Below are 12,905 nucleotides of genomic sequence, written 5' to 3'. Positions count from 1 at the left end.
GGCGGATGAGCCCCGTCGGACGTTCAGGCGGAGGCACCCAGTGGGCGGCCCGGCCAGTCGGCCGGGACCGGGCGGCCGTGGAGGGTGGCGAGGGTGGCCGGGATGTCGACCGGGGCGGCGGGGGTGTCGTCGGTGTGCGCGGGGGCGAAACCGGGGCCGAGCCCGGCCCAGTAGGACTCTCTGCGGTGCCAGCCGCTCTGCCAGGTCCGGTGGACGTGGCCGGCCCACTGCGGGTCGCCGAGCGGGAGGTAGCGCCAGTCGGCGGGTTCCAGGACCAGGTCGGGCGCCCCCGCGGTCGCGGTCCCGGGGTACACCTCCTCCCGGGTCCGCACGGCGGCGAAGTACGGCCGCCCGGTACGGGGGTTGACCGTGTCCAGCAGCACGCCGCGCACCTCGTCGCGGACCTGCTCGTACTCGCCCTGGCCGACCGTGCCGTTCTTGTACCGGTCGCGGACGTTGATGTTGATGCCGTGGGTGCCCTGGACGGCCTCGAAGGCCCGGGTGCCGGACCAGTCGACGCGGCCTTCCGCGCCGGTGGCGAGGAGGCCGGCCTCGGCCAGGTGGTCGTTGATCGAGCAGTAGGCGCGCAGTGGTCCGAAGCCGATCTCGGAGAAGGCCAGCACGTCGGTGTGATCGCCGGCGACGGCGAGGGCGTCCTGGATCACCTGGTCACAGGTGCGGTACGCGGCGAACACCGCGCTCTCCCCGTCGTGTTCGGGGCCGTGGTCCAGTTCCTGCCAGTAGATGTGCGAGGTGCGGTCGATGCTGGTCAGGTTGACGATGACGACGTCGGACTCGGGCAACAGCGCGAGGGCGGCCTTGCCGCGCTGGCGGTCGGCCTCCAGCAGCCGGGGCAGCAGTTGCTCGCGCGGCTGGCCGGTCCAGAAGATGGAGACGTCGTGCACGGGCCGGATGCCCTGCTTCGCCAGCCGGCGCTGCAGATCGCGCGGGTGGCAGGCGTGCAGGGTGGCGTACATCGGATAGCTGATCAGCGCGCCGTCCATCGGCTCGACCGGATGGGTGCCGAACACCCCGATACTGGCGAACCTGAGCCCCGCGAACGCCTGGTGCTGCCAGAGCAGCGGGTGGCGGCGGTCCTTGGAGCCGAGAACCTGCGGGCGATACTCGGGGTCGTGGCAGGTCCAGTACGAGAAGAAGCCGTGGTCGGCGGCTCGTCTGCCGGTGAGCACGCTGAGCAGGCCGGGTGGTTCGTAGGGGGTGCCCTCGGCGGAGAGGGGGCCGTGCGCGCCCTCGCGGCGCAGCCGGGCGAAGCCGGGGAGTGCGCCCGCCTGACACCAGCGGTCCAGCAGGGCGGGAGCCGCGCCCTCTGTGATGATCACTATCGTTCGATGCTGCTTCGTCACCCAGTACTCCCTCGTCCAGCCGAACAGGGATCGCGCTTGCGGAGTGGGAACGGTGGTGGACTGCGCTTCGGGCACCTGGCGGGCCAAGGGGGACGGGGCGGGTCGCACGTCCAGATGCCATGCCGACAGAACTGCACGGTACATGCGGATCCGTGTGGCGTATGCCCTACGGATGATGATGGCCGAAAGGAATTCCCCCTACCGCTGGTACAAGGCCGCAACCGGGCGGCGGTGGCACGGAATCGGTCCTCAACCGGCTGCTGAGGATGGGGGTTTCGGTCAACTGCGGATGGCGGAGCGGACGCCTCCTTGACAGTGCTCGACGCCGGTTGACTACAGTGCGGGCTGTCCGTTCACTTTCCCGTTTTCCCGTTCGCCGCCGTTCCCGCGGAGCGTGCCTTTCGCCGTCCGCAGGCTGTCCGTACCTCGCTCACGCCCTTCGCGTTCCCAGCGGGGCCGGCGCACGCGTCGCGGACCGGCGGCACGTCGACCCCTTTTCGGCGCGGGGCCGGACCGTTCGACCACCGTCCGGCCGTCCATGGCGGATCTCCGCCGGGGCGTCAGCCGTCTCATGTCCCGATCGATGTCCCTCACACCGGAAAGGACACGATATGACCGTGTTGGGCTTGGGTGGATCCGGGCACGACTGGGCCTCCTGCGCCACCGACGGCAGCCGGCTCGTCGCGGTGGACGAGGAGCGGCTCATGCGCAGCAAGTACGGCCTGGGCGCGGATCTGCTGGCGGGCGTCAGCCGGCAGGCGTGCCTGGGGCAGCTGGGCACCACCGCGGCCGAGGTGGAGCACGTGGTCGCCTGCGAGCTGGTGCCCCGGCCCTTCTACCACTCCTTCCGGCGGCGGGTGACGGTGATCAACCATCATCTGGCCCATGCCTACAGTGCGTTCGGCGCCTCCGGCATGTCCCGGGCCGCGGTGCTGGTGTGCGACAACTCCGGCAGTCTCGCCGTCGGCGACAAGTCGGGGTCCGCCGCCCGTGAAGCGGAGACCATCAGCTCCTTCGTCGCCGACGAGCAGGGCGTACGCCTGCTCGACCGGGTCAGCGGGGCGCATGTGGTGGACGCCGACTCGGAGAGCGCCTACTACCAGCCCGGCGAGACCGACAACTCGCTCGGGCACCTGTACCGCACCGCGAGCCTCGCCGTCGGGCTCGCCTACACCGGGCCGAAGACCCGCTTCCCGGTCAGCGAGGACGGCAAGACCATGGGCCTCGCGCCGTACGGCGACGAGCGATTCGTGGACGACCTGGCGGAGCTGGTCACCCTGCTGCCCGGGGGCGGCGTCAGCATCTCCGCGAGCAAGGTCTCGCATCTGCTGGGGCGGCTGGCGCAGGACGCCGACTTCGACACCCGGGCGGCCATCGCCCGCGCCGCCCAGGAGGTGCTGGAGCGGGCCCTGGTGCACTGCGCCCGCGCCCTGCACGAGCGGACCGGGCTGACCGACCTGTGCATCGCGGGCGGTGTCGGCCTCAACAGCGTCGCCAACGGCCGGATCCTGAAGGAGACCCCGTTCCGGCGGCTCTTCGTGGTGCCCGCCGCCGGGGACAACGGCATCAGCCTCGGCTGCGCCTACTACGGGCTGCACGAGTTGGAGGGCGTGCCGATGGCGGATCTGCCCGCCCTGCGCAACGCCTACCTGGGTCCCGAGTACCCGCGCTCCCGGGCCAGGGAGGCCGTCGCCGCCTCGGGGCTGCCCGCCCGCACCCCCGAGGACCTGCCGGGTGAGGTCGCCGCGCTGCTGGCCGAGGGCCGGATCGTGGGCTGGTGGGACGGGCGCAGCGAGTTCGGTCCGCGGGCGCTCGGGCACCGCAGCATCTTCGCCGCCCCGTTCCCGGCGTCCGTGCGCGACCACCTCAACGAGAACGTCAAGTTCCGCGAGTGGTTCCGGCCGTACGCGCCGATCATCCGCGCCGAGCGCAGCGACGAGTTCTTCGACCTCGGGCAGCCCTCGCCCTACATGCTGATCGTCACGAAGGTCACCCGTCCCGACGCCATCCCGGCGGCGGCCCATGTGGACGGCACGGCCCGGCACCAGACGCTGGAGGAACACCAGAACCCGGCGGTGTACCGGCTGCTGGGCGAGTTCGAGCGGCTGACCGGTTGTCCGGTGCTGCTCAACACCTCCTTCAACGTGGCGGGGCAGCCCATCGTGGAGACCCCCGAGGAGGCCGTCGAGGCCTTCGCGTCCATGAACCTGGATCATCTCGTCGTCGGCGACCAGTTGGTGAGCAAGGCCTGAGCGGAGGGGCTGCGGCCATGACCGTACTGGTCGTCGGGGGCGGGCCGACCGGACTGGCGACCGCGCTCTTCCTGGCTCGCGCCGGGGTCGCGGTGCGGCTCGTGGAACGCCGGCCCCGCACCTCCACCCTGCCCCGCGCCACCCATGTCACCCGGCGGACCATGGAGTTGCTGCGCGAGGCCGGGCTCCAGGAGGCGATGGCGGCGGCCGGTTTCGAGGTGGTCGCCGGCGACGATCCGCGCGCGCTCGCCGAGCCGGACCGGGTGCTGCCCCGCACGGTGGTCGGCGTTCCCTCGCTGTCCGGTCTCGACGCCGCCGAGGTGCTGGAGACCGGGGAGGAGGAACTCGCGGTGCCGGGACCGTGTCCGCCGTTCTGGTGCGGGCAGGACCGCACGGAACCGCTGCTGCGCGAGGCCGCCGTACGGGCGGGCGCGGACGTCCGGTTCGGGGAGGAGCTGACCGGGCTGTCGGTGCGCGACGACGGTGTGGTGGCTCGGATCCGCCGCGCGGACGGACGTACGGAGACCGTGACGGCGCGGTATCTGGTCGCCGCGGACGGCGCGCACGGCCGGATACCCGAGGCCGCCGGCATCAGGCGCGGCGGCCTGGGCACGATCGCGCGCCGCACCAGCATCCTGTTCCGCGCCGACCTCACCCCGCTTCTGAAGGGCCGCCGGTTCTTCATGAGCATGATTGAGAACCCGGGGTTCTCGGGCGCGGTCATGCAGCTCGACGCGGACCACCGGTGGGCGGCTGCCGTGGAGAGCGAGGCCGTCGGCGGCCCCGGCCGGGAGCCGGACCCCGGGCGCTGCCTGGAGCTGGTGCGGGCCGCGCTCGGGACCGACGACATCCCGGTGGAGCTGACGGCGATCTTCCACTGGCGGGCCCGGCACCGAATCGCGGAGCGCTTTTCCGAGGGGCCCGTCTTCCTCGTCGGCGACGCCGCCCATCTGCACCCGCCCGCCGGCGGCTACGGCTCCAACGCGGGTATCCAGGACGCGCACAACCTCGCCTGGAAACTCGCCGCGGTGCTGCACGGCTGGGCCGGTTCCCCGCTGCTCGACAGCTACGACGCCGAACGCCGCCCGGTCGGCCTCGCGACCGCCGAACAGGCCCTGCTGCTCGACGGCGTCCCGGGCGAGCTCGGCGCCGAGGTGCGCGACCCGCGCACCATCACCATGGGCTACCGGTACCGCTCGGGCGCCGTGATCGGCTGCCCGGCCGGGTCCGGCGGCCCCTTTCCCGACACCTTCGACCTGTCCGGCGCGCCCGGCACCCGGCTGCCGCATCTGCCGCTCTCCCCGGGGCCGGACGGCGGGCCCGGGCAGGGCTCCACCCTCGATCTGTGCGCGCCGCCCGCCGGCGGCCCCCGGCTGCTCCTGCTCGCCGGCGACGACGGCTGGCGGCAGACGGCGGACGAGGTCGCCCGGGAGCTGGCGGTCCCGGTCACCGGACGGGTCCTGCGCCCCCCGGTGCCCCTCGCCGAGGCCTGCGGCACCGGCCCGGGCGGCGCCCTGCTGGTGCGGCCGGACGGCTTCGTGGCCTGGCGCTGCACCGCCGCCGCGCCCCCGACCGGGGCCCGGCGACACCATCTGCTGGCCACGGCCGTCCGGAGTATCCTCCGCCCGGTCGCGGTCCGCACCGGCACCCATCCCCTGACGCTGCGGAGTGGCCGATGAAGCACTCAAGCTCCTACTGCACCTGCTGGCCCGGTGCGACCGTGTGGCTGACCGGGCTGCCGAGTGCCGGCAAGTCGACCATTGCCACGGAGTTGGCCCGCCGGCTGACGTCTCAGGGCCGCAGGGTGGAGGTCCTCGACGGTGACGAGAACCGGTCCCTGCTCACCGCCGACCTGGGGTTCAGCCGGGAGGACCGGTTCGCCAACGTCCAGCGCATCGGCCTGATCGCGGAGATCCTGGCCCGCAACGGCATCCTCGCCCTGGTCCCGGTGATCGCCCCCTACACCGACGCCCGGGAGGCCGTTCGCAAGCGCCACGAGCAGTCCGGCACCCCCTACCTGGAGATTCATGTCGCCACCCCGGTCCAGGTGTGCGCCGAGCGGGACGTGAAGGGGCTGTACGCCCGCCAGGCGGCGGGCGACCTGGCCGGGCTGACCGGCGTCGACGACCCGTACGAGGCACCCGGCGCACCCGACCTCGCCCTCCCGGCCCATCTGCAGCGCCCGGAGGAGTCGGCCGCCCTGCTGCTGGGTCTGCTCAGGGAGCGGGGGCTCGCGTGAACCACACCGCCCAGCTGGAGTCGGAGGCCGTCCACATCATCCGGGAGGCGGTCGGCGAGTGCGAGCGGCCGGTGCTGCTGTTCTCCGGCGGCAAGGACTCCGCCGTCGTGCTGCATCTCGCGCTGAAGGCCTTCGCCCCCGCGCCGCTGCCGTTCCCTCTGCTGCACGTGGACACCGGGCACAACTTCCCCGAGGTGATCGCCTACCGCGACCGGACGGTGGCCGGCTACGGGCTGCGGCTGCACGTGGCCTCGGTGCAGGAGCGCATCGACAGCGGGGAGCTGGCGGAACGCCCCGACGGCAGCCGCAACGCCCTGCAGAGCCCGTGCCTGCGGCGCGCCATCGAGGCGCACCGCTTCGACGCGGTGTTCGGCGGCGCTCGGCGCGACGAGGAGAAGTCCCGTGCGAAGGAACGGGTGTTCAGCCTGCGCGACGAGCGGGGCGGCTGGGATCCCCGGCGGCAGCGCCCCGAGCTGTGGGAGCTGTACAACAGCCGACACGCCCCGGGCGAGCACGTCCGGGTGTTCCCCCTGTCCAACTGGACGGAGCTGGACGTCTGGCAGTACATCGGCGGCGAGCGCATCGAGCTGCCGGAGATCTACTTCGCCCACCGCCGGGAGGTTTTCCGGCGCGACGGCATGTGGCTCACCGCCGGCGAGTGGGGCGGGCCCGGGCGCGGCGAGCGCGTGGAGAAGCGGCAGGTGCGCTACCGCACGGTCGGCGACATGTCGTGCACCGGGGCCGTCGACTCCGCGGCGACCACGGTCGCGGAGGTCCTCCGGGAGATCGCGGCCTCCCCCCTGACCGAACGCGGCGCCTCCCGCGCCGACGACAAGGTCTCCGACGCCGCCATGGAGGACCGCAAGCGGGAGGGGTACTTCTAGCCATGCCGATCACGACGGGGCCCGCGGACGCGGAGCCTCTCCCCGCGGACACCGCGCTGCTGCGGTTCGCCCTCGCCGGCAGCGTGGACGACGGCAAGTCCACGCTCGCCGGGCGCCTGTTGTACGACTCCGCGAACGTCCTCGCCGACCAGCTGACGGCGATCGGGCGGGCCTCCGGTGCCGGCCCCGACCTGGCGCTGCTCACCGACGGGCTGCGCGCCGAGCGCGAGCAGGGCATCACCCTCGACGTGGCGCACCGCTACTTCGCCACGCCCCGGCGCCGGTTCATCATGGCCGACACCCCGGGGCACGCGCAGTACATCCCCAACACGGTCACCGGCGCGTCCACCGCCGACCTCATGGTGATCCTCGTCGACGTCCGCAACGGCGTCGTGGAGCAGACCCGCCGGCACGCCGCGGTGGCCGCGCTGCTGCGGATCCCGCACGTCGTCCTCGCCGTCAACAAGATGGACCTGGTGGGCTACGGGAAAAGCGAATTCACCGTGGTCGCGCGGGAGTTCACCGCGCTGGCACGCGGGTTGGGCATCCCGGAGACGACCGCGATCCCGATGTCGGCGCTCCTCGGCGACCAGGTCGTCACCCCTTCCGGACGGCTGTCCTGGTACGGCGGCCCCACGTTGCTGCACCACCTGGAGGCCGTGCCGCCGGCCCGCGAAGCGGCCGGGGCGGCGGCCCGGTTCCCGGTCCAGTACGTCATCCAGCCGCGCACCGCCCGACACCCCGACTACCGGGGCTACGCGGGCCGGATCGCCGCGGGCACGTTCCGCGTCGGCGACCGGGTGACCGTCCTGCCCTCCGGGTCGGCCACCACCATCAGCGGCATCGACGCCCTCGGGGTGCCGGTGGAGCGGGCCTCGGCGCCGCAGTCGGTCACGCTGCTGCTCGCCGACAGCCTCGATGTGGCGCGCGGCGACCTGATCGTGCCCGCCGGGCAGGAGCCACCGCTCACCCGCACCGTCGAGGCCACCGTGTGCCATCTGCACGAACGCCCGCTGCGCCCGGGCGACCGGGTCCTGGTCAAGCACACCACGAGAACCGTGCGCGCCGTGGTCGCCGACATCCCCGCTCGGCTCGGCCCGAGCCTGCTCGACGAGGAGCCGGCACCTGACCGGCTCGACGCGGGCGGCATCGGACGCGTGGTGCTGCACACGGCCGAACCCCTCGCTCCGGACGCCTACCGGGACTCCCGGCGCACTGGCTCATTACTGCTCATCGACCCGGCCGACGGCAGTACGCTCGCCGCCTGCATGGCGGGCCCCGGGCCGGTGTACCGCACGGGTGCCCCCGGCACCAGCACAGCGTCAGCCGACGAGGAAGAGGAAGGCCAGTGAGCAAGTTGAACCCGGCGAACGGAACGGCCCCGACCCCGGAAGACCTCCGGAGACTCACCGAGAACGTCATGGGCCCCGTGTTCCTGCCGGGCGAGTCCGGCTACGCCGAGCACATCGACGGCTTCGACCGGGCCGTCGAGCACCGGCCCGCGCTGGTCGTGGCCGTGGCGAACGCCGACGACGTGGTGACCTCGGTCCGCTTCGCCCGCGACCACGGGCTGGGCGTCGCCGTCCAGGCCACCGGGCACGGCGCCTGCCTGCCCGCCGACGAGCACTCGGTGTACCTGTCCACCCGAGCGATGGACGGCGTCCGGGTGGACCCCGAGCGGCGCACCGCACGGCTGGAGGCCGGTGTGCTGTGGCAGGACGTCATCCCGCTCACCGCCGAGCACGGGCTCGCCCCGCTGAACGGCTCGGCCCCCTTCATCGGTGCCGTCTCCTATGTGCTGGGCGGCGGCATCGGTGTCCTCTCCCGGCGCTACGGCTACGCCGCCGACCACGTCCGGCGCATCGAGGTGGTCACCGCCGACGGCGAACTCCGCGTCGCCGACCAGGACGAGAACCCGGACCTGTTCTGGGCGCTGCGCGGCGGCAAGGGCAACTTCGGTGTGGTGACCGCGCTCGAGGTCGAGCTGATGGAGGTCACCCGGCTGTACGGCGGCGGCCTGTGGTACCCGGCCGAGTCGGTGCGGGACGCGCTGCACCTGTACCGCACCTGGGTCACCGAGATGCCGGAGGAGATGGCCTCGTCCTTCTTCATGTTGGACTGGCCGGACGTCGACGGCGTACCCGAGGAGCTGCGCGGACGCTTCGCCCTGCACCTGCGGCTGAGCTACCTCGGAGACCCGGCGGAGGGCGAGCGGCTGATCCGGCCGCTGCGACAGGTGGCGCCGGTCCTGCTCGACACGGTCACCGACATTCCGTACACGCAGGTCGGCACCATCCACAACGACCCGCCGGTCCCGGGCTCGTACCACATCAACAACTTCCAGCTCAGCACGCTGGACGAGGACACGGTCGAGGCGATCCTGGGGCTGGTGGGACCCGGCACGAAGAGCGCGGTCAGCCTGGAGATCCGCAACCTCGGCGGCGCCCTGGCCCGCCCGCCGCGGGTGCCCAACGCGGTCCCGCACTTCCCCGAGGCGCGGTTCCAGGTGTACTCGGCCGGGGTCCTCGGCGTCGGCGAGGACGAGGCGGTGTACGAGGGCCACGACCGGGTCGTGGCGACCCTCGCGCCGTGGGCGACCGGCACCCGCCTGCTCAACTTCATGGCGGGCATCGCCCACACCGACCCGGCGGATGTGCGGGAGGCGTACGCGGCTGAGGCGTATGAGCGTCTGGTCGACCTGAAGACCGTCTGGGACCCGGGCAACATGTTCCGCTTCAACCACAACATCCCGCCGCGGGCGTCCGGGAACTAGGGAGGGTCTTCAAAGTGGCGTCGTCCGCCCGTGAGGCGACGGGCAGACGGGACTTTGAAGACACGACCCAGGCCTCGGCCTTCCCGGCGCGACGGCGCGCCCCGCTCTGCCCAGCCGATCCCACCCGACGAGCGATTGCGGAGGTTTCCATGACCGAGCACGTCAAGACCGTGGACCAGGGCGCCAACCGGCGGATGGTGGAGCTGCTTCAAGGGGCGTGGCGGGCGCGGGCCGTCCATGTCGCCTCCGAACTGGGCATCCCCGACCTGCTGGCCCAGGGTGAGCGGACGGTGGCCGACCTGGCCGAGCACACCGGCACGCACGCACCGACCCTGGGCCGGCTGCTGCGGGCGCTGAGCACGTTCGGGGTGTTCCGGCGGCTGCCGGATGGGCAGACCTACGCCCAGACGCCGCTGTCGGCCGTGCTGGTCACCGAGCCGCGCAGTCCGGAGTCGACCGACGCCCGGTTCATGGCGGCGAACTGGCACTGGGCGGCGTGGGGAGACCTGCTGCACACGGTGCGCACCGGTGAGTCGTCCTTCGAGAAGGCGAACGGGATCTCCTTCTGGGAGCTGACCAAGAGCGACCCCGACGCCAAGCAGCGGTTCAACGCGGCGATGAGCACGGTCTCGGAGGCGGAGAGCGCCGGCATAGCCCGCGCCTACGACTTCCCGGCCGGGGCGCACGTGGTGGACGTCGCCGGCGGGCTCGGCAGTCTGCTGGCCGGGATCCTCACCGAGCACCCGACGGTCCGCGGCACGGTCCTGGAGCGTCCGGAGATCGTGCCGCTGGCCGAGGAACTCCTCGCGAAGGCGGGCGTCGACGGGCGGTACGAGACGGTCGCCGGGGACTTCTTCGAGGAGGTACCGGCGGGCGGGGACGTGTACACGATCAAGCGCGCGCTGCACGACTGGGACGACGACACCATCGTGCGCATCCTGGCCCGGATCCGGGAGTCGATGCGCCCGGGCGTACCGCTGCTGATCATGGAGAGCATGGTGGACGAGGACTCCGACCAGGAGGCGCTCTTCCGGGGGCTGTTGCTGACCGTGCTGGTCGGCGGCCAGGACCGGCCCGAGTCGGACTACCGGGCACTGGCCGAGCGGGCGGGCCTCACGGTGCGGCGCAGCATCCCGGTCGGCGGCGATCTGCGGATTCTGGAGACGGTCCGGGCCTGAGAGCCCGAGCGGCCGGAGCCCCGCACGGACCCCGGGTTTCCGTGCGGGGCCCCCTCGTTCAGTGACGGGCCGTCTGCCGTACGACCCCGCGGGGGCCCGGCCGCCGGCGCCGCGCCGTGTCGGCGAGCAGCCGCCGCACGGCGTGGTTGTCGGCGGGGTTGAGGTCACTGCCGGGCGGCACGATCTCGTCGATCCGGTCGAGGATCTCGTCGTCCAGGACCGTCCCGGCACCGGCGAGCAGGTCGGTGAGCTGGTCCATGGTCCGGGGCCCGATGATCACCGAGGTCACGGCGGGGTGGGCCTGGACGAAGCCCACGGCGAGATGGGTGAGCGGCATCCCGGCCTCGGCCGCCAGCGCGCGCAGCCGGCTCACCGCCCGGGCCTTGGCCGCGTTCGCGGGCACGGTGGGGTCGAACCGCTGCGGTTCCAGGACCGTACGGCCCTGCCCGGGCGTGGCGTCGCGGTCCGAGAGCCAGCCCGCGCTCAGCGGCCCCCAGGCGAGGACGCCCATGCCGTGCCGCTGGGCGGTCGGCAGGATGTGCGTCTCCACGCTCCGGCTGAGGACGGAGTACGCGGGCTGTTCGGAGCGGAAGTGTATGTGGCCGCGGCGCTCGGCGGTCCAGCGGGCCTCGACCAGCTGGTCGGCGGGGAAGTTGGAGGTGCCGATCGCCCGGACCTTGCCGGCCCGCACCAGGTCCGACAGCGCGGAGAGCGTCTCGTCGATGTCGGTGTCGGGGTCGGTTCCGTGCACCTGGTAGAGGTCGATGTGGTCGGTGCCGAGCCGGCGCAGGCTGTCCTCGACGGCCCGCATGATCCAACGCCGCGAGTTTCCGCGGTGGTTGGGGTCCGGTCCCATGGGGCCGTGGAACTTGGTGGCGAGGACGACATCGTCGCGCCGGCCCTTGAGCGCCTCGCCGACGATCTCCTCGGTGCCGCCCTCGCCGTAGATGTCGGCGGTGTCGACCAGGTTGATCCCGGCGTCCAGGGCCGTGCCGATCACCCTGTGCGCCTCCTGCCGGTCGGGGTTGCCCCAGGAACCGAACATCATGGTGCCCAGGGCCAGTTCGCTGACCGACATCCCGGTGCCGCCGAGGATGCGTCGTTCCATGCGTCTTTCGCCCTCCGGTCGTCTCGACTGCTGATCAGGGCACGGCTCGCCACGGCCGCCCGGCGCGGGGCATGCCGGCGAGCGTGCGGGCCACCTCGGCCTCCGGTACGTCCTGCACCAGTTCCACGCCGCCCGGCCCGTCGAGCACGAAACTCAGGCCGCGCGTCGCCTTCTTGTCGAGCCGCATCAGCGGGATCAGGGTCGCGGGGTCGACGTCCGGGGGCAGCGCGTCAGGCAGCCCGTAGGCGCGTACCACCTCCTCGTGCTCCGCGACCCGGTCGGGCCCGATCCGCCCGAGGACACCGGCGAGGCGACCCGCGAACACGGTGCCGATCGCCACGCACTCACCGTGCCGCAGCGCGTAGTCGGTGGCGCGCTCCAGCGCGTGGCCGAGCGTGTGGCCGTAGTTGAGCGTGTGCCGCAGGCCCGCGTCGCGTTCGTCCGCGGCCACCACGGAGGCCTTCAGCCGTACGCTCGCGGCGATCTGCTCGGCGAGCGGCAGCCCGCGCAGGTCGCCGGCGCCGATGAAGTGGCAGCGGGCGATCTCGCCGTAACCGTTGCGCCACTCGCGCTCGGGCAGGGTGCGCAGACTGTCGGTGTCGCAGAGCACCGCGGCGGGCTGCCAGTAGGCGCCGACGAGGTTCTTGCCCTGGGGGAGGTTCACCGCCGTCTTGCCGCCGACGCTCGCGTCGACCTGGGCGAGCAGGGTGGTGGGCAGATGGATCACGGGAACGCCGCGGTGGTACAGGGCAGCCGCGAGGCCCACGGTGTCGGTGGTGGTCCCGCCCCCGCAGGAGACCACGACATCGGTCCGGGTCAGCCCGAAGTCGGCGAACGCGCCGCAGAGCCGTTCCACCGTGGCCAGTGTCTTGTTGTCCTCGCCGTCGGGCAGCCGCAGCCGCAGCGCCGGAACGCCCGGATCGGGCGCCTCGCCCGCGGGCCGGGCGGTGACGACGGCGGCCCGGCGTGCTCCGAGGTCCCGGACGAGCCCCGCGAGCAGGGCGCGGGCTCCGGGGCCGATGTGCACGGAGTAGGAGCGCGCTCCCAGTGCCACGTCGATGCGCTGTACCTCAGCTGCGTGCCGTGTACGCGTCATGCGTCTCTTTA

Annotated in this window: 10 protein-coding genes; 7 read left to right on the top strand and 3 right to left on the bottom strand. The window is 72.9% G+C overall.

Annotation, left to right across the window (positions count from 1 at the left end; genetic code table 11):
- Positions 1 to 23: 23 nt before the first annotated feature.
- Positions 24 to 1,340 (bottom strand): alkaline phosphatase family protein, encoded by a 1,317-nt coding sequence (locus ABZZ38_RS13555; protein WP_356739001.1) that lies wholly within the window; start codon positions 1,338 to 1,340, stop codon positions 24 to 26.
- 635 nt (positions 1,341 to 1,975) lie between these two features.
- On the opposite strand from ABZZ38_RS13555, the gene ABZZ38_RS13550 reads away from it, so the two are divergent.
- From ABZZ38_RS13550 to ABZZ38_RS13520, 7 genes are all read left to right on the top strand, one after another.
- Positions 1,976 to 3,616, top strand: a complete 1,641-nt coding sequence (locus ABZZ38_RS13550; protein ID WP_356738999.1) for a carbamoyltransferase C-terminal domain-containing protein — start codon at positions 1,976 to 1,978, stop codon at positions 3,614 to 3,616.
- Between the two features lie 17 nt (positions 3,617 to 3,633).
- Positions 3,634 to 5,295 carry an FAD-dependent oxidoreductase gene (locus ABZZ38_RS13545; protein ID WP_356738997.1) on the top strand — a complete coding sequence of 554 codons (1,662 nt, stop codon included), beginning with the start codon at positions 3,634 to 3,636 and terminating at the stop codon, positions 5,293 to 5,295.
- Entirely contained in the window at positions 5,292 to 5,855 is a 564-nt protein-coding gene (gene cysC / locus ABZZ38_RS13540) for an adenylyl-sulfate kinase (RefSeq protein ID WP_356738995.1), read from the top strand. Before ABZZ38_RS13545 ends, cysC begins: the two co-directional genes overlap by 4 nt.
- Entirely contained in the window at positions 5,852 to 6,739 is an 888-nt protein-coding gene (cysD, locus tag ABZZ38_RS13535; protein WP_356738993.1) for a sulfate adenylyltransferase subunit CysD, read from the top strand. Before cysC ends, cysD begins: the two co-directional genes overlap by 4 nt.
- Positions 6,740 to 6,741: 2 nt before the next feature.
- A complete protein-coding gene (locus ABZZ38_RS13530; RefSeq protein WP_356738991.1) occupies positions 6,742 to 8,091 on the top strand; it encodes a GTP-binding protein in 1,350 nt (449 codons plus the stop codon).
- A complete protein-coding gene (locus ABZZ38_RS13525) occupies positions 8,088 to 9,512 on the top strand; it encodes an FAD-binding oxidoreductase (RefSeq protein WP_356738989.1) in 1,425 nt (474 codons plus the stop codon). The genes ABZZ38_RS13530 and ABZZ38_RS13525 overlap by 4 nt, the downstream gene beginning before the upstream one ends.
- A gap of 149 nt (positions 9,513 to 9,661) precedes the next feature.
- On the top strand, positions 9,662 to 10,690 hold the full coding sequence (locus tag ABZZ38_RS13520) for a methyltransferase (protein ID WP_356738987.1): 1,029 nt from the start codon (positions 9,662 to 9,664) through the stop codon (positions 10,688 to 10,690).
- A 58-nt stretch (positions 10,691 to 10,748) separates the two neighbouring features.
- Here ABZZ38_RS13520 and ABZZ38_RS13515 read toward each other — a convergent pair whose 3' ends face one another.
- Positions 10,749 to 11,798, bottom strand: coding sequence for an aldo/keto reductase (locus ABZZ38_RS13515; protein ID WP_356738985.1), 1,050 nt, complete (start codon positions 11,796 to 11,798; stop codon positions 10,749 to 10,751).
- Between the two features lie 34 nt (positions 11,799 to 11,832).
- On the bottom strand, positions 11,833 to 12,894 hold the full coding sequence (locus ABZZ38_RS13510) for a 3-dehydroquinate synthase family protein (protein WP_356738982.1): 1,062 nt from the start codon (positions 12,892 to 12,894) through the stop codon (positions 11,833 to 11,835).
- Between the last annotated feature and the right edge of the window lie 11 nt (positions 12,895 to 12,905).

This window comes from Streptomyces sp. NPDC006368, assembly GCF_040612535.1.
Lineage (GTDB): Bacteria > Actinomycetota > Actinomycetes > Streptomycetales > Streptomycetaceae > Streptomyces.
The sequence above is the reverse complement of the archived record's forward strand: the minus strand, read 5'-3'. Positions and strand labels throughout refer to the sequence as shown.